We start from the raw sequence: 17,958 nt of genomic DNA on the forward strand, positions 1-17,958 counted from the left end.
AACCCCTATGTTTTCATCGTTTTTTTGAAGAATTAAAAAGTTGGCACAGAACTTGCTTGTATAAAAGTAGCGGTAAAAATAAAAGGGGGAAATTTGTATGAAGAGAAAGCCAGGATTTTTGTTAGCCATACTACCAATAGTCTCGATGTTGCTGTTGCTAGGTATTGGGTACGGCGTGTTTCATCTACGAGCTGAGCCATTATTGATTACGGCGGCCATCATTGCAGCGATCATCGGAAAGTCACTTGGCGTGTCGTGGAATGAGATGCAGGATGGCATCGTCGAAAAGACGGCAAAAGCGATGCCGGCCATTTTAATCTTGATTACGGTAGGTGTGTTGATCGGGACATGGATGTTATCTGGGACGATCCCATTGATGATCTTCTACGGAATTGAACTTATCAATCCGAGTTACTTGTTGATCACAGCATTCATCGTTACAGCAGTGGTATCAACGTTCACTGGAACGTCTTGGGGTTCTGCGGGGACAATCGGTGTTGCGATCATGGGAATTGCGATCGTTCAAGGTGTTTCGTTACCGATGACGGCTGGAGCGGTTGTCGCGGGTGCTTACTTTGGTGACAAGCTATCACCACTTTCTGATACAACGAACCTTGCGCCAGCTGCAGCGGGAAGCGAGCTGTATGAGCATATCAGACACATGCTGTACACGTCGATTCCAGCAGCGTTAGTCGGTTTGATCATTTATTTCTTTGTTGGAAAATCTGCGCTTACGGGTGATAGTGGGAACGAAGAAAAGCTTGAGATGATGACGTCAACACTAACGACGATGTTCGATTGGAACATTTTATTGATACTACCTGTCATCATCGTGCTCGGTGGATCGATCATGAAGTTTCCAACGATTCCAGTTATGCTTACGTCTTCTATTGTTGCGATTCTTCTTGGACTCGTGTTCCAAGGTGTGACGCTTGAAAGTGCGTTTCTTGCAAGTGTGAATGGATTTAACGTTGAGATGATGGCAGCTTCAATGGACCCAGCGACGATTGCGCCAGAAGTTGCGAACTTGATGAACCGTGGCGGAATGAGTTCAATGATGGGCACGACGCTGATCGCATTTTGTGCGTTTGCTTTTGCAGGGGTGTTAAGTAAGATCGGTGCACTTGAAGTTGTACTTGCAAAAGTGAATGAAAAAGCGAAGTCTACAGGCAGTATGGTCCTTGCGACAGTGCTTTCGTGTATTACGATGGCAGTCACAACTGGTAGTTCTTATCTATCGATCTTGATTCCTGGTGAACTCTTTAAAAACGTCTACAAAGAGCGAGGTCTTCACGCAAAGAACTTATCTCGTACGCTTGAGGATTCCGGAACAGTGGTCGTTCCGATCGTGCCATGGTCACTCGCTGGTGTGTACATGTCGAGCACGCTCGGAGTACCGGTTATCGAATACTTGCCATGGGCGATCATGTGTTACGTTGGGTTTATTTTCGCGATCTTGTTCGGGTTCACAGGCTTTTCGATTACAAAAGTAGAGAAGCAGCCTGGGGCGATGAAGGTCGATTCAGAGCAAGAAGCACAGTATAAAATTTAGTACGGGACGACAGGAGGATCATTCATGCTGAAGTTAATACAACAAACAAACGTCTACGCACCGGACTTTTTAGGTAAAAAAGATGTGCTGATCGCAGGTGACCGTATTGTCACGATCGAGGACTCGATCAAGTTGAGCGGCGTGGAGTTTGAAACCATCGATGGGACAGGCACCTCGTGCGTTCCTGGATTCATCGATCGACACGTTCATATTACAGGCGGTGGAGGTGAAGGGGGCTTCTCCTCTTCGACCCCTGAAGTTCAGCTAGGTACGCTCGTTAGAAGCGGGATCACGACGGTCGTTGGATTGCTTGGAACGAACGACATCGGACGCAACACGAAGAACTTGCTGTCGAAGGCGAAGGCGCTAAGGGAAGAAGGCATGAACGCCTACATGTTAACCGGTGGCTATGGGTATCCATCGAACACCATTACCGGCGACCTGCGTGAAGATATTCTTTTCTTTCAAGAAGTGCTCGGGTTGAAGCTTGCAATCGAGGATCATCGTTCATCTTACGTCACGAACGAAGAACTGAAGCGTCTCGCAAGCTACACGAGAGTTGCTTCAATGCTCGCTAAGAAAAAAGGATTCGTTCACCTTCACATGGGAAGCGGGAAGAATCACTACGAGCAAATCTATGAAGTTCTTGATGAAACAGATTTTCCGATCAGCCTCTTCAGTCCTACGCATATTAATCGAACGGAAAGTCTATTGGAAGCTTCCATCGAATTTGGACGGCGCGGTGGATTGCTCGATATTACAACGAACACGGTCACGAAAACAAGTACTGGGTCGTTAAGCCCAGCAGAGGCAATGCACTACCTCCTTGAAAACGGAGTGCCGACTGAGAACATCACGATGAGCTCGGATGCGAATGGTAGTCTTCCATCGTTTGATCAGAATGGAAACTTGAACGGCCTTGCGGTGGCAGGATTTGAACCATCGCTACTAGCATTCAAAGAACTGGTCCAAGCATGCGGACTTCCATTAGAAGAAGCGCTCAAACCGTTCACGATTACGCCTGCAAAGGGACTTGGACTAGCTGATGAGCGCGGCTCACTCCTTGAAGGAAATTACGCAGACTTACTTCTGCTTGATGATGAGCTTAACATTAAGGACGTATATATCAACGGATCTGCTTTTATGAGAGAATACGAGGTAACGAGATCAGGCGTGTTCGAATAGATACAGAATGAGAGGTAGCTTGCACATGAAAGAACTCATCGTCATTTCATTAGGAGAAAATACATTACATAGTGTCGTGGAACAGGTAAAACGGTACCTAGGGAACAACGTTGTCGTGAAAGGGTATGCGATCGAAAGAGGCATCCATCAAAACTTTGAAAACAACGTTGTCCTCGTCACAGGTGAAACCGTTTTGAACCTTGCTGCTGACTATATAAAAGGGGCGAAGAAAATCATCGTCGCGAGAAGAGCCCTTAGCTATGATTTTATCGAACCTGTATTTTCGCTAAAAGAAAAGACGGATGTTCTTCTTGTAAACGATACGAAAGAAAGCTGTCTCGAAGCGATGGATCAGTTGAAGAGCCACGGTTTTCAATCGCTCTCGCTTCATCCATACTATCCAAGCATCGATGGTTATCCACCGTGTCAGGTCGCGATCACACCAGGGGAGAGCCAGCTCGTTCCGAAAGAAATACGTGACGTGATCGATATCGGAAATCGCCAGGTGGACATCACGACGATCACAGAGATCATGTTCGAGCTCGATCACCTTCACGAAGCAGGAACGCTCGCATCGTCTGAGTTCGTAAGTGACATCATCGGGTTAACGAAATACTTATCGACGTTGAATCAGAAGTACGATCAATCGAACCTACTATTAACGACGATTTTTGATAAGTTCGGAAAGGCTTTGTTGTTCTGTGATGATGACGGAAACATCATGTATTCGAATGAAAAGATGAACTGGATGCTGAACGATACGCCTGCAAAGCAGCCTACGATCAGCGATTTTCTTGGAGAAGAATTTCAGTTTAAAACAGATGGCGAACATGAGGACGAGGTGGTCGAACTAAACGGGAATACGTACATCGTCTCCGTCGATCGGGTCGAGAATGAAGAAGGCGTCATCTGTTACTTACTTGAGATCGAAAACTACGACACGTTAAAGGAACTCGACACGGTCATTCGCTCAAAAATCAAAAACAAGAAGTTTGTTGCGCGCTATGATTTTCATCACCTTTATTCGCGTAACGAGAAGATGATGGAGATGACGGCGTTAGCGAAGCGAATGGCGAAACGTCATGCGGCTATTTTGATTCAAGGTGAAAGCGGGACGGGAAAAGAGCTGCTCGCTCAGGCGATCCACAATGAATCCCTCCGGTCACACCAGCCCTTTGTTCCGGTGAACTTCGCTGCGCTATCGCCAACCATTTTAGAAAGTGAGCTGTTCGGTTATGAAGAAGGCGCGTTTACTGGCGCTGTGAAAGGCGGGAAACGAGGCTTGTTTGAAGAGGCGCACAACGGCACGATCTTCATGGACGAAATCGGTGATGCGCCGCTCGATCTTCAGGTGAAGCTGTTGCGCGTACTTCAAGAAGGAAGCGTGAGACGCGTCGGTGGAACGGAACAAGTTCCGATTGATGTGCGCATTATTGCCGCGACGAATCTAGATCTTGAAGAAAAAGTTCAAGAAGGCTCGTTCAGACAGGACCTCTACTACAGGCTTAACGTTTTACCGTTGAACACCCTTCCACTGCGGGAAAGGAGAGAAGATATTCTCCCGTTGATGCATCACTACCTCAATACGTTCACGGAAGAAGAAGTGTACCACGCCAATGAATATATTGAAAAAGATGCTGTAGATTTCTTAATTCAACACCCATGGCCAGGGAACGTGAGAGAGCTGATCAACGTGGTTGAATACATCGTGAGCATGAAGCTCCCAAATGAACGAATTGGGCTCCGTGACCTTCCGCGCTATTTCTTGAAGGAAGCGGATGGTTCGCCACGGCCGGTCAGTGTATTAAATGAGAAAGATGAGGTTCTTCTCATGATTCATAAAAAATATGGTATCGGTCGAAGAAAAATTGTAACGGAGCTTAAGAACAAAGGAATCGTGATAGGCGAAGGGAAAGTGAAGCGTGTACTCAGTGAGCTGCGTGAGAAAGGGTTTATTGAGGTGAATAAAGGCGTTAGGGGATGTACGATAACGGATGATGGTGTTAATGAAGTACGGGCGTTGTTAAGGTAGGAGTCCCCTACCTCACAACGTATATTCTAACTGAAGATCCAGCGGTTCACGGTTGTAAATGGCTTCGTTCATTTCTTCCGCGAGCACACACCCCATACTGAAATAGAAGCGCTGCGTTTCAATCGACGGGTGCGCGCCTATGTACAGTTTCTCAGCACCTAGCTGCTTTGCGACGTTTGTCACGACGTTGAAAAGCTTTCGACCAATGCCGTTTCCACGATGTTCGGATGAGACGTGAATGTAGGATAGCTCCCGGTAGCAGTAACGTTCTCCGAATACTTCCGGTTCGATGACGGCGAATCCGACAACGGTCGTGCCCATATTCGCGAGGATTACCGCGCCACCGCCCTCAATCACATCTCGAAAGTGCTGGACGATTTCTCGCTTTCGGGTTAGGGACCATTCGTCGTTGAAGTGATCTTCTTTTTCGACGAGACTTCCATTCTCGTTCACGAGCACGCGGGTTGTTTCTTGGTTTCTTTTAAACGTGTCTAGCATAGAAGGGTATAGATCAGACGGGGTGATTTGCTTGATTGTGAGCATCGTTTCACTCCTCTAGTGAAAATAAGGATGAGGTCCCAAGCGGCCTCATCCTTTGTTTTGGGACATTTTTGTTTTTTGATAATGCTTCTTCGCCTTCGTTCGGTTTCCGCAAACCTCCATGGAGCACCATTTTCGCTTTCCTTTTTGGTTCACAAAGAACGCGAGGCATTCGTCGTTTTCGCACGCTTTTACTTTTGTTAACGTTCCGCTTTCCTGAAGCTCCAGCATTGAAAAAGCGATGATTGAGAGAAGTCCGTTCGTACCACCTTGTGAAGGGAGTGGAGTTAGGCTTCCATCTTCTATGATAAAAGAAAGCGGTGCTGTTTCCGTCATCGTGCTTAGGACGTCGATCACGTTTTCTTCTTCCTCAGCAAAGTACGCGCGACACTGATCACGAAAGCTTCTAAGGTCGTTCATATGGAGAGGACCTTCATTGATCCGTTCTACCTGCCTTGCCGTTAGTAACCCTTTTTCCCTCATCAACTCTATCCATTCCAATCCATTCGCTTCCGTTGCTAAAAGGTCGGTCGGATTATTTTCATGCATCTTCATCGTGTTCATCAAGTTGATGAAGAGGTGATCTGAGAAATGTGGAAAATTCGTTTGTTGATTCATTGTGAGACACACCTTTTGCGTTATCTTTGACAACGATTATAACATAATGTATTATTCTAACCACTAAATAAGTTTTTAGTAGTTAGAATCAAAAAAGAGGAGAGATAACATGGCAGTACAACAAGTAACAGACCATAACTTTGAAGCAGAAACAAAAGAAGGACTCGTTTTAGCAGATCTAGGTGCACCATGGTGTGGCCCTTGTAAAATGATTGCACCCGTTCTCGATGAACTTGATGAAGAAGAAAAAGACCTAAAAGTCGTAAAGCTTGACGTCGATTCAAACCCTGAAACAGCACGCAAGTACGACGTGATGAGCATCCCGACGCTGCTATTCTTTAAAGACGGTGAACTCGTTGATAACGCAGTTGGGTTCCGTACGAAAGAAGAACTTGCATCGATCGCGAAGAAACACGGTTAAACAATAAAGAAAGTAGCGCCTCTTGTGGAAGGGGCGCTACTTTTTTGTGTTGATTTCTACCTTCTAGCGGCAATATTCGAACCTATTGTCAATAAAATGATGGCAACTATTATAAATTGAAAGATAAACGGTACAGATATCGTTTCGTGGCCAAGATAATTAAGGATAATCCCATTAATTGTAAAGAAGCCGATCGCGACCGTTAAGAAAATGGTTGTGAATTTGCTTACCCTCGCATCTACTCGTTCATCACGAATAGGATGCTTCGGTTGTTTAGTTTTAGACTTGTTGTTTGATACCCCTACTCCTATAACAGAACCAACTATTCCTGCTAATAAAGGAAAGAAGTAGTCTAGGCTTCCTGTAAAGTAAGCGATAATAAGCAAAAGGACAAATCCAACTAGGAGAAAAGGGATAGTCTTATTCTTTTTCTTCTCTTTTTGCTTACTTTCATCGAAAAGAAATAATTCTTCAACCGATGTATTGAGATATGTACTGATCTTTAAAGCTAGTTCCAAACTAGGGTGGTACTTATTTTCTTCGAGCGCGATGATGGTTCTTTTCGTCACTTGAATTTCTTCTGCCAAATCTAGTTGTGAAACGTTTTGCTGTCTTCTTACTTCTTTAATTCGATTTTCAACGAGCAATGGTGAGAGCACCTCCAGGAAAATAGGATGATAGATTAATCATAAGGTTATTAGCCAGAAAATGTAAGGTGTGATTTATTAGGAACTAGATGGGTGTTTTGCAGCGAGTGTGCTGCCTCTTTCTGAATAGGTGTATGATAGGATGGAAGTAACGTTATACAGTAATCCATCGGCTGGTGAAAGGAAGCGTTAAATTATGAAACATTCTAAGAAAGACGTCATCCTAGCTCCATACCATCAAACGTACGGGGAACAAACGGTTTCGATGTGGAGGCAAAGTAAGGAACGAGCGTTAGGTCAGGAAGAAATTCATACGTTTGAACACCATCTCCATTTCCTTAATCATGTTCTTTATAAGCAGTATGTGATCGAGGTAGCGCTGCTGAATGATAAGGTTGTTGGAATGATTGCGTACAATCAAAACGAGATCAATCAGCTGTATATTCATGTCGATTACCAAGGGTTCGGGATTGGAAGTGCTCTTCTACATAAAGCGAAAGCACAGTCTAGGAAACTTACACTCTATACATTTGAAGTGAATACGAACGCACAGCGTTTTTACGAAAAGCACGGGTTTACAATCATCGGTCGGGGGCATGAGAACGAGGAGAATCTTCCTGATCTTTTGTATGAGTGGGTGGATGAAGAATGAGCTCGATAGTAAAGAAGAGCCTGGAGCGGCAGTCGCCACATCCAAGCTCTTCTTTTTTAATTCGCGATTGTTTCTTGCTTCACATCTACCTGCGCAATTCGCTGTTTCTTAGATTTCCTAAAGTACAACAACTCATAAAACACAGGAACGATCACAAGCGTAAGTACTGTCGCAACGGCAAGACCACCGATGACAACCACTGCGAGCGACTGCGAAACGAGGTTTCCGTCACCTGCGTGACCGAAGAGGAGCGGGATCATCGCACAGATCGTTGCGATCGCAGTCATGATAACCGGGCGAAGGCGCGTTCCACATGCTTCGATGATGGCGTCGCGGATAATCATCGTTTCTTCGTTTTGCTTCACGCGGTCGATCAAGACGATCGCATTCGTGACGACGATTCCGATCAGCATCAGCGCTCCGATCAAGGCGGTTGCGTCCGCTGGAACTCCGGAGATGAGAAGTCCGAGAACGGCACCAATCGATGCGAGTGGAAGGGTAACGAGGATCGCGAGCGGTGCACGAAGCGTTTTAAATGTCAGCACCATCACAAGGTATACGATCAAAATCGACGCAAGCATCGTGAGCCCAAGATCCTGGAAGTCGCTCGCCTGCTGCTGGGAAGCGCCTCCGGTATCGATGCTCATGCCTTCTGGTAAGTCGAGATCGTTGATGATTTGCTGAATCTCTTTTGATACAACAGAAAGTTCTTCAGGCGTCACTTCTGCGGTCACCCTCGCATATAGGTCACCATCTTTGTGAAGAACGGTACTTGGCTTTTCCTCTTGCGTGATCGATGCGACGTCAGAAAGTGGTACGATTCCAGCGTCTGTTGTGATCGATAGCTCTTCTAGATCGCCTAGTGTATCCGGGGTTACGCCAGCGTTTAGAAAGACTGGTGTCGTTTGCTCATCGAGAGTGACCGTTCCAATCGGCTGGGGGTTCAGGAGGCTTCTGATCTGCATCGCTGCTTGCTGGGTGTTCGCTTTTTCAGTATCGATCTCGACTGTGTACACAGGTGTCGTTTTATCCTGGTTGCTCGATACTTTCTGAACACCCTCAACGCCTTCGATCTTTTCCATGAGCGTTTCAGATGTGTTCAATATATCTTTCGTGTCGTTTCCAACGACGTCATACGTGATGGAGGAGTTGGAAGATCCGCCGAACATGGACGTCGGGTACGCTTCGATCTCGACGTTCTTTTCATCTTTTTTCGCTTCGTTCACGTTTTCGATGAAAGCTTCCGCATCAGCACCTTCTTCCATGATGAAGGTGTACATGACCGTATCAGGGTCGCTTACTTCGCCGTATTGAGCGGCTTCAGTACTCGAGCCATACTGCGTGATGAAATGCTCATAGCCTTCAATGTCTGTGAGTTCTTTTTCAAACGACAACATGCGTTCTTTGATTTCATCTTCTGGTGTGTCGCTCGGGAAGACCATGTCGACGACGACCATCGAGGCGTCGCTCGCACCTGTTGCCGCTTTTGGCATGCCTACGTAGAGGCCGATCGAACCAAAGAGGACGACGACTGCGACGAGAATCGGTACAAACTTATGGTTCAGTGACCACTTCAATACGCGTAAGTAGCCTTCTGGTCTCCGGTGTGGAGGAAGGGTCGTGTTCTTCAGCATCGCGCGGCTCAAGACCGGTACAACGGTTAGCGCAACAAGAAGCGATGCGAGCAGTGAGTACGAAACCGTTAGTGCGAACGGAAGGAGGAAGGCTTTTAGCGATCCGTTCACAAGTCCCATCGGAAGGAACACGGCAACGGTGATCAGTGTTGAAGATGTGATCGCCCGTGATACTTCTTTTGTTGCGTCGATGACGGTTGCTTTTGATAATCGTTCGTTCTGACTTTTTCTAAAAATGTTTTCGACGACAACGATGCTGTCATCGACGAGTCGACCGACGGCTACCGCAATCCCGCCAAGCGTTAGGATGTTAAGCGTGACGCCCGACAGCCAGAGAAGGAGTAGTGTGATGCCGAGTGAGAGCGGGATCGAGATCGCTGTCACAATCGTTGGCTTTATTTTTCGTAAAAAGAGCAGGATCACGAGCGTCGCAAACAGGGCGCCGAGTCCAACTTCACGCACCATGCTGTTGACGGAGCTCTTTACCATATCACCCGTTGTAAAAAGCGTCTGAGCATCTACGTTTCCATACGTGCTGTTGATCTCTTCAACCGTATCGATGACCTGGTTTCCAGCCGTCACCGCACTCGCGTCCGTTTCTTTAAAAAGAATAACGGCGAGCGCTTCCTTTCCGTTTACCCTTGTGACCATGCTGTCTGATTTTACTTTTTCAACAGATGCAACGTCCGAAAGCTTAACGGCAGGCGCATCAGGAATCTGAAGCGGCAGAGCAAGGTTCTCGATTCCTTCTAACGAATCAAGGTCATCGGTTACGTTGATCGTGCTTTTATGACCGTCGATGTTACTCGTTCCGGCGGATGCTGAGATGCTTTGTCCTTGAAGAACACCCATGACCGCATTTACCGGGATGCCGAGCTCCGTCATTTTGTCGTTATCAAGGTTGATTTGAACGCGAGACGTGTTTTCACCCATCACACTTGCTTGAGAAATCACATCGGTATTCTCAAACATCGGGCGGATCTCGTCTTTTACAAGCTCCGTGTTTTCTTTCGTCAATCCGTCTTCAACTGTGACTGACACCTGACCAACAGGAATCATCGACGTGTTTAGCTGAGAGACTTGAGGAGGTGACACGCCCTCAGGAAGCGAAAGGGATGCGATCGCATCGCTCACATTGTTCTTCGCGTCTTTCATCACCGTGCTCGAGTCAAAGTTGATGACGATCTGTGAGTACCCTTCACCCGTGGTAGATAGGACACTCGTTTTTCCCTCAATCGATGCGACTGCTTGCTCGATCGGCTCCGTCACGGATGACGTCATCGAACCAGCGTCGTACCCTTGCCCAAATGTGACGACGGTTACTTGCGGGTTGTCTGCTTCAGGCAAAAACTCCATCGGCAGCATGAAGTAGCTGACGGTTCCGACCAGCATCGTAATGACGATGAACAACCCCATGGCAGCTTTGTTTCGAAACGCCCAATTCGTAATCGCTTGCATTGTGTTTTCCCCCCTGTTTTTGAATTTCTCCCCTTTGTCTTGGTGTTTTCTATCTATGTAGCAGATTCTTGCGCATAGCTTAGTGATGCTTTCTTTGTTGTTATGTACAGATACGATTGTACGTCAGAAGAGTTTCAAGTATTCGAAATAAATATAGAGACAATCGGTCGACACCATTCGAGCATAACCGGGTGGTGACAGGCACCACAGTGGCACCGCAGTATGACTCCTTTCATTTAACGCATACTAACAGGAGCTATGAAGGGAGGGGTTTCTTTGAATACATCCACCTATCGGGATTCATGGTTCGGCAATGTAAAAGGTGATATTTTGTCTGGATTAGTGGTCGCGCTTGCACTCATTCCTGAAGCGATTGCGTTCTCAATCATCGCAGGCGTGGATCCTATGGTAGGGTTATACGCTTCATTTACGATTGCAGTCACCATTTCATTTGTTGGTGGGAGACCAGGGATGATTTCTGCAGCTACCGGTGCGATGGCACTCTTGTTCATCAACCTTGTGGACGAACATGGTCTTCAATATTTATTGGCCGCTTCCATACTAACGGGTATTCTTCAGGTCATCTTCGGACTGTTTAAGTTAGCGCGGTACACGAAGTTCATTCCGAGGTCCGTGATGGTCGGGTTCGTTAACGCGCTAGCCATTTTCATCTTCACCTCTCAGCTGGAACATTTCGTAGACGAGTCGTGGGTGATGTATGTACTTGTTGGGGTCACGTTAGCACTCATCTATTTGTTTCCATATGTAACGAACGCGATCCCATCCACCCTTGTTGCGATTGTGTTCGTTACCATCGTAACGATCTCGATGAATTTCGATATTCGTGCCGTTGGGGATATGGGTGCCATCTCTCAAACGCTTCCGATCTTTCTTATACCGGACATACCACTTACGCTAGAAACACTTGTCATCATTTTTCCTTATTCAATTGCACTTGCGATCGTAGGGTTGTTGGAATCTCTTCTAACCGCTTCGATCGTAGATGATTCCACTGAAACGTCCAGCAATAAGAATACAGAAAGTAGAGGGCAAGGAATTGCGAACATCATCACAGGATTTTTCGGTGGAATGGCAGGCTGCGCGATGATTGGGCAATCGATCATCAATATTAAGTCTGGGGGAAGAGGAAGACTTTCTACGTTTGTCGCAGGAATTTTTCTCATGTTTCTAATCGTTGTCGTAGGCGATATCGTCGTTCAGATTCCGATGGCAGCGTTAGCGGGTGTCATGATCATGGTAGCGATCAGTACGTTCGACTGGAATTCGATCCGCACCATTCATTTAGTACCAAGAACGGACGCGGCTGTGATGGTCATAACGGTCATCACTGTTGTACTTACACACAATTTAGCCATCGGCGTATTTGCAGGGATCATCTTAAGTTCCATTTTCTTCGTTTCAAAAATATCTCGCGTTCGTGTTGAGGATGAAAGAAAAGACGGCAAGGTTTATTACTCGATACATGGAGAACTTTTCTTTGCATCGGTAACCGAACTTCTCGACCAATTTGAGTATGATGCTGATGTGGAAGAAGTTGAGATCAACTTAGGTCGTTCACACATATGGGATGACTCTGCAGTCGTTGCCGTTGATAAAATCGTATCGAACTTTAAATCAAACGGAAAAAAAGTGACCGTAACAGGGTTGAACGAGGACAGTACCGAATTAGTAGGGAAGTTAGCAAATAAGCTAGGATCACATTGATGGGGGGCAACCACTATGTATCAGAAGATCTTACTTGCAACGGATGGATCAGAGCACTCTAAGAGAGCTGCAGAAAATGCGGTGAATATCGCAAAATGTTCACAAGGATCAAAGCTCGAGGTCGTGTACGTTGTCGATGCTGACCGAGCAAAGAGCGATGTACTCACACACTGGAATTCAGTGGACGTAAACGATTCCCGTAAAGATCAAGTCAGCGAAGTGGAACGCATTGCGAAAGAAGCAGGCGTTACATACGAAGTAAAAGTGCTACGCGGAGAACCAGGGCCTGTGATCGTGAAGTATGCAAACGAGAATGCGTTTGACATCGTGATCATCGGGAGTCGTGGGTTGAACGGATTACAGGAGTTTGTGCTCGGGAGCGTGAGTCATAAGGTGGCGAAGCGAGCGAATTGTCCAGTGTTGATCGTGAAATAGAAGTGGGGGAGGTCCGAATTGCCTTCATGTAAATAGGACTGCGTGAACGAACCCTTTTTGAGCACAAAACATAAAATCTCAAATAAAATGGAGCACCAAACCACATTGGGATTGGTGCTCTTATTTCTGGTGTTGCTAAATGAAAGACCATTTAAACTACTAGTCAATGAAGGAAACTAAATCAGTATGGTGAAGTATAGGAAGTAATCCATTCGTTAAAGAGCACGTTAAGCTGAAACCTCAATGTGGTATTACTACAAAAAGAGTTAGACGATTACGTATTGCAAATTGGAGGTGTACGATGCAAAAGGCTATCACTGTGAAATATCAATCCGATAAAAATAATAACGTAGATGAGTTAAATCAACTTCTTCAAGAGGGATGGAAGGTTGTTTCTCAGAGTCCAGTTGGATTGGTACCATCGGTTTCGTCACTTGTTATTCTGGAGAAAAATTAGGCAACGCGTGGGCATTCGTTAAAGATCAGCGCTCCTTCAAACGGCGTTTTTTGTAAGAAGAAGCAAATCCGAAAGTACTAATTCAGACAAAATTGATGAATTTTATCGGAATTGCGTGTATGATGAAAGTAGACGTAATAAAAGGAGTGATACTATGCCTTCAGTAGAAAGCTTTGAGCTTGATCATGACGCAGTTGTTGCACCATATGTGAGACATTGCGGTGTGCATAAAATAGGAACAGACGGACTTGTTAACAAATTTGATATTCGCTTCTGCCAGCCGAATAAACAGGCGATGAAGCCGGACGTAATCCACACACTTGAGCATCTGCTTGCATTCAATATCCGCACGCATGCAGAAAAGTATGATCACTTTGAGATCATCGACATTTCTCCAATGGGCTGCCAGACCGGCTACTATCTGGTAGTAAGCGGTGAGGCGAAAGTTGAAGAAATCATCGATCTTATAGAAGACACACTGAAAGATGCCATCGAAATCACTGACATTCCTGCAGCGAACGAAAAGCAGTGTGGCCAGGCTAAACTGCATGACTTAGAAGGTGCTAAGCGCCTTATGCGTTTCTGGCTTAATCAGGATAAAAAAGAATTGGCGAAGGTTTTCGGATAAGAACAAAGAGCAGTGTCCTGCGATGCGGGGCGCTGTTTTTTTGTGTGCCATACGTGTAGATAGACAAGGTATTAAGGCAAAGACTATCTGAAGCTGTTTTACCGTTACTCGGGGGAAGAGAGCGTTAATTAAACACGTCCATATAAAAAAGGTTAGTGGCTATTGCCGCTAACCGTTTTTTTGGTGTTTTTTTAGTATTTTAAATCCCTAATTAGATTGCCATTATCATGAACAATTGTGGTTTTGTAGTTCGAACATAACCCGTAATACACGAGCGGTCTTTTTTAGTTCGCTTCAACCGTTTGATTCGATTTTACTTCTTCTTTCTTTTCTTTAGACATCAACCAACCACCTACACCGATGGAGAGAAGAACTGTCCAGAAGATGATTTTCCAAGTTGCGCTCTTAGGAAAGCTCTCGGATAAAATCGCAAGTTCCGGGTGAGCAAGTGTGTAGACTGCTAGCTTCACACCAACCCAGGCAACGACTAGGTATGCAGCCGTTTCAAGTCCAGGTCTCTTATCAAGAATACCAACAAAGTAACCAGCAGCGAATCTCATGATTACGAGACCGATGATACCACCAGTAAGAATGACAGCGAAGTGACCACCGTCTAGACCACCGATTTCAGGAAGACTTGTAGGAGATAGCGTTACAGCTAGTGCAACTGCTGCAAGGATGGCATCCACTGCGAACGCGATGTCTGCAAGCTCAACTTTGATAACCGTTACCCAGAAGCCAGAACCTTTTGATTTCTTTACAGCTTTTTCAAGCTTAGGTTTTAATACGTGCTTCTTAAAAAGGTGATACGAAGCAATTCCGAATAGGTAGAGTGCTCCGATCGCCTGCACCTGCCAGATGTGAACAAGATACGAGATGACGAATAGTGATGCAAAACGGAAGACGAACGCACCCGCGAGGCCGTAGAATAAGGCTTTTTTACGCTTGTTTTCAGGAAGGTGCTTTACCATCGTCGCAATCACGAGCGCGTTATCCGCTGCAAGAATTCCTTCCAAACCGATGAGGATAAGCAATACCCATCCATACTCCATTACCAACGCTAGATCCATTTTTACATTCTCCCTTTAATTTGTCTTTGACCAAATAAAAAACCTTCACCAACAATGTGGTAAAGGTTTGGATGTACGCATATATCCCTTTACCAAAATTGGCAAAGGTCTCGCAAACAACATTTCTGTTGCCAGTTAAGCCGGTGATGTATCATCACGTAATGTCGACATAACTGTAAGCTACTCCCCTTTGGAGTGTTATAAGCTCTTGGTGAGCACAGTTTTTACTCGGTAACTGTAAGATAATCATATGCGGTTTTGGGGGAATAGTCAATCTATTTTTTTTCGACATTTCATGAGCATATTCGGGTGGTGACCGGGTGGTGACAGGCACCGTTATGGCACTGATATAAGGGCACCGCTCACTGAAACTTTTTAAGGGTGTTGCACGTAATAGTAGTTGTCGTTAAATAATAGGAAGCGATGATAAAGTAAGATACATAGTTTATTGGAGGTTTTTTTACATGGCAATTGCAACTTATTCTAGGTTCGATCGATTTAAGGACTCAATTTATGCATTACCTCATCACTCAGTTGATAAAGATATTATTACCGAGGAATTCCTACTCGAAAGAGATGAGAAAAAGAAACTTGAAATCTACTATGCACCGTTCGAACATGTGAACGAAGATGCAAAGATTGTAATTGTTGGAATTACTCCTGGACTTCATCAGATGAAAAAGTCGTTTGAGACGGTTAAACAAATGGGTGGTTCATCATACAATGATGAGGACATTCTCCAACAAGTAAAGAACAATTCCAGTTTTGAAGGGCCGATGAGACGAAACTTAATCAGTATGTTAGATGAGCTAGAGGTCCATCACTATCTTGGGCTTTCTTCAACGTGTGAGCTTTTTGATTCAGCGAGTCACCTTGTTCAGACAACCTCTGTCCTACCATATCCTGTATTCAGAAATGGGAAGAATTATAGTGGTGCCACACCGAACATCCTAAGTACGCCTATATTGAAAAGATACGCTCAAGAGAAGTTCTCTACAGAAGTGAGAAGTTTAAGGAATCCTCTTATTGTACCCCTAGGTGTTAACGTGACAAAAGTATTAACGTATCTTACCGAAGGTGGTTATATGACAGGTAACTCGATATTAACTGGTTTTCCTCATCCATCAGGTGCGAACGGACACCGCTTCCGTCAGTTCGAAGAAAATAAAGAGGCGATGAAGAGAACGGTTCAATCGTATTTCAGCAAATAATCATGCATAACATAAAAATGAACTTCACCAAATACGGTGAAGTCCATTTCTGAATGCGCTCGGTTTCAATTAGTGAGTTGCTGCCGCAGGTTCAGTATGCTGCTTTCACGTTCAATAAGGGATTAGGTACGTGCCTTACCCTTCAAAACCACTTGATACGGCCGCATCATCTCATAATCTTCATGCTCTAATATATGACAGTGCCAGACGAACAAACCGGTATATGGAGTGAACTTCATAATGATCCGCGTAATTTCTTTAGGGTTCGCTCTTACTGTATCTTTCCATCCTTGCTCGTTTAAATCAGGCTTCACCCTAGGCCCGGTCGTTTCGATTCTTCCTTCCTTCTCGTAAAGGTCCCCATCAAACGGCTGCCGATCGAGAATTTGAAACTTCACGAGATGAAGGTGGATCGGGTGCGTCGCTTTCGATACATTCACGAGACTCCAGATCTCTGTATCACCTAACCCTGGCTTTTCCGTAATTGGATCGATCCAAAGGTCATTGTTTAACAAATGGATCGAGCGTCCGTACTGATCTGGTCTCATCCCTAGCGTAAGGTTTCTTTCATTGTTAGCCTGCTTCTCACTCATCACATAATAGTTTGATAAATGGTAAGGAACGTAGCTTTTATCCTTGGAACCGAGCTCTTCTTTAACACGAAACTGCATGACTACACCGGTTGTTTTAGGATTAGGCTTTTTCCCTTGAGGAAAAGGAGAAGCCGCATCATTCTTCATTACGATTTCCGCGCCGGCGGAAGAACTAAAATCGATCACCACATCCGCACGCTCAGCTGGCGCAAGCAGCAAGTAGGGCACTGTCACAGGATGTTCCAACAACCCTTGGTCCGTTCCAATTTGGACAAAAGGAAGTTCGTTCGAAAGCGTTAATCCATAAAACCTTGCGTTCGCACCGTTTAATATCCGAAACCGATACTTCCGAGGCTCCACTTCAATATATGGCCAAACCTTTCCGTTCACAAGATTCGTTTTACCAAAAAAGTCAGGAATAACAGATGGATCAACGCCTTCCACTGGAGGAGTAGGTTCTGAAGGGTAATACAAAGACCCATCATCATGAAAAGACCGATCTTGAATGACGAGCGGGATATCATACTCTCCACGTGGTAACGGAAGGGCAAGTTCCACCTCATCATGCACGATATACATCCCGACAAGCCCAGCATATATGTTCAACCTTGTGATGCCCATCGCGTGGTCATGGTACCAGAGGTTCGTCGCTGCTTGGCCGTTCGGATACTCGTAAACAAGATGTGTAAAATACTTTCCAACCTGCTGAAACCCCGGCGTAAACCACGCTTCAGGGTACCCATCGCTCGTATCGGGCGTCACCCCGCCATGTAAGTGGACAACCGTACGAACTTCAGGAGCACCATGGTCCGCTCCGTGAACCGTCTTATCGATCGGAAGAAAGTGCTTCTCCGGGAGGTCGCTTTTCCAAAGAACACATATAGGATGATCGCGAAACACATGAAACGTAGGACCTGGAAAGAGTCCATTATACCCCCAGATCCGTGTCGGAGGTAGATCACGATGAAGCTTCTGCATACTTTCTTTCATCGTCACTTCATAAAAGGGAATCTGATTTTTAAACGATAGAGGTTGAATCACTGGCATGATGGGGAGGCGATCCACAAACTGTTCGAGCATGTGTGCCACTCCTTCCAAAA

16 protein-coding genes are annotated in these 17,958 nt (G+C 45.5%); 10 read left to right on the forward strand and 6 right to left on the reverse strand.

Annotated elements, in window-relative coordinates:
* Positions 1 to 97: 97 nt before the first annotated feature.
* From nhaC to ACXAHI_RS14600, 3 genes are read left to right on the forward strand one after another with little or no spacing between them, the layout of a single operon-like run.
* The gene (nhaC, locus tag ACXAHI_RS14590) at positions 98 to 1,552 is read left to right on the forward strand and encodes a Na+/H+ antiporter NhaC (protein ID WP_474849015.1); all 1,455 of its coding nucleotides are present in this window, start codon (positions 98 to 100) and stop codon (positions 1,550 to 1,552) included.
* A gap of 24 nt (positions 1,553 to 1,576) precedes the next feature.
* A complete protein-coding gene (iadA, locus tag ACXAHI_RS14595) occupies positions 1,577 to 2,737 on the forward strand; it encodes a beta-aspartyl-peptidase (RefSeq protein WP_474849017.1) in 1,161 nt (386 codons plus the stop codon).
* 25 nt (positions 2,738 to 2,762) lie between these two features.
* A complete protein-coding gene (locus ACXAHI_RS14600; RefSeq protein ID WP_474849019.1) occupies positions 2,763 to 4,769 on the forward strand; it encodes a sigma 54-interacting transcriptional regulator in 2,007 nt (668 codons plus the stop codon).
* Between the two features lie 12 nt (positions 4,770 to 4,781).
* On the opposite strand, the gene ACXAHI_RS14605 is transcribed toward ACXAHI_RS14600, so the two are convergent.
* Both ACXAHI_RS14605 and ACXAHI_RS14610 read right to left on the reverse strand, forming a co-directional pair.
* Complete coding sequence (locus tag ACXAHI_RS14605) at positions 4,782 to 5,312, reverse strand: GNAT family N-acetyltransferase (RefSeq protein ID WP_474849021.1); 531 nt, start codon at positions 5,310 to 5,312, stop codon at positions 4,782 to 4,784.
* 45 nt (positions 5,313 to 5,357) lie between these two features.
* A complete protein-coding gene (locus ACXAHI_RS14610; protein WP_474849023.1) occupies positions 5,358 to 5,927 on the reverse strand; it encodes a CGNR zinc finger domain-containing protein in 570 nt (189 codons plus the stop codon).
* A gap of 109 nt (positions 5,928 to 6,036) precedes the next feature.
* Between ACXAHI_RS14610 and trxA the strand changes: the two genes are divergently transcribed.
* Positions 6,037 to 6,348, forward strand: coding sequence for a thioredoxin (gene trxA / locus ACXAHI_RS14615; protein ID WP_474849025.1), 312 nt, complete (start codon positions 6,037 to 6,039; stop codon positions 6,346 to 6,348).
* A gap of 56 nt (positions 6,349 to 6,404) precedes the next feature.
* On the opposite strand, the gene ACXAHI_RS14620 is transcribed toward trxA, so the two are convergent.
* Positions 6,405 to 6,995, reverse strand: coding sequence for a helix-turn-helix transcriptional regulator (locus ACXAHI_RS14620; protein WP_474849027.1), 591 nt, complete (start codon positions 6,993 to 6,995; stop codon positions 6,405 to 6,407).
* A 196-nt stretch (positions 6,996 to 7,191) separates the two neighbouring features.
* Between ACXAHI_RS14620 and ACXAHI_RS14625 the strand changes: the two genes are divergently transcribed.
* The gene (locus ACXAHI_RS14625; protein ID WP_474849029.1) at positions 7,192 to 7,647 is read left to right on the forward strand and encodes an N-acetyltransferase family protein; all 456 of its coding nucleotides are present in this window, start codon (positions 7,192 to 7,194) and stop codon (positions 7,645 to 7,647) included.
* Positions 7,648 to 7,703: 56 nt separating this feature from the next.
* On the opposite strand, the gene ACXAHI_RS14630 is transcribed toward ACXAHI_RS14625, so the two are convergent.
* On the reverse strand, positions 7,704 to 10,739 hold the full coding sequence (locus ACXAHI_RS14630; RefSeq protein ID WP_474849031.1) for an efflux RND transporter permease subunit: 3,036 nt from the start codon (positions 10,737 to 10,739) through the stop codon (positions 7,704 to 7,706).
* Positions 10,740 to 11,015: 276 nt separating this feature from the next.
* Here ACXAHI_RS14630 and ACXAHI_RS14635 point away from each other — a divergent pair, with 276 nt between their 5' ends.
* From ACXAHI_RS14635 to ACXAHI_RS14650, 4 genes are all read left to right on the forward strand, one after another.
* On the forward strand, positions 11,016 to 12,464 hold the full coding sequence (locus tag ACXAHI_RS14635) for a SulP family inorganic anion transporter (RefSeq protein ID WP_474849033.1): 1,449 nt from the start codon (positions 11,016 to 11,018) through the stop codon (positions 12,462 to 12,464).
* A 15-nt stretch (positions 12,465 to 12,479) separates the two neighbouring features.
* Positions 12,480 to 12,899: a universal stress protein gene (locus ACXAHI_RS14640; RefSeq protein WP_474849035.1), complete on the forward strand. Its 420-nt coding sequence runs from the start codon at positions 12,480 to 12,482 to the stop codon at positions 12,897 to 12,899.
* Between the two features lie 301 nt (positions 12,900 to 13,200).
* On the forward strand, positions 13,201 to 13,356 hold the full coding sequence (locus ACXAHI_RS14645; protein WP_474849037.1) for a hypothetical protein: 156 nt from the start codon (positions 13,201 to 13,203) through the stop codon (positions 13,354 to 13,356).
* 154 nt (positions 13,357 to 13,510) lie between these two features.
* A complete protein-coding gene (locus ACXAHI_RS14650; RefSeq protein ID WP_474849039.1) occupies positions 13,511 to 13,984 on the forward strand; it encodes an S-ribosylhomocysteine lyase in 474 nt (157 codons plus the stop codon).
* Positions 13,985 to 14,268: 284 nt separating this feature from the next.
* On the opposite strand, the gene ACXAHI_RS14655 is transcribed toward ACXAHI_RS14650, so the two are convergent.
* The gene (locus ACXAHI_RS14655) at positions 14,269 to 15,054 is read right to left on the reverse strand and encodes a TerC family protein (RefSeq protein WP_474849041.1); all 786 of its coding nucleotides are present in this window, start codon (positions 15,052 to 15,054) and stop codon (positions 14,269 to 14,271) included.
* Positions 15,055 to 15,518: 464 nt separating this feature from the next.
* On the opposite strand from ACXAHI_RS14655, the gene ACXAHI_RS14660 reads away from it, so the two are divergent.
* Entirely contained in the window at positions 15,519 to 16,265 is a 747-nt protein-coding gene (locus tag ACXAHI_RS14660; protein WP_474849043.1) for a uracil-DNA glycosylase family protein, read from the forward strand.
* Between the two features lie 122 nt (positions 16,266 to 16,387).
* On the opposite strand, the gene ACXAHI_RS14665 is transcribed toward ACXAHI_RS14660, so the two are convergent.
* Positions 16,388 to 17,938: a multicopper oxidase family protein gene (locus tag ACXAHI_RS14665; protein ID WP_474849045.1), complete on the reverse strand. Its 1,551-nt coding sequence runs from the start codon at positions 17,936 to 17,938 to the stop codon at positions 16,388 to 16,390.
* Between the last annotated feature and the right edge of the window lie 20 nt (positions 17,939 to 17,958).

It is taken from the genome of Anaerobacillus sp. ABD4_527 (genome assembly GCF_056160805.1).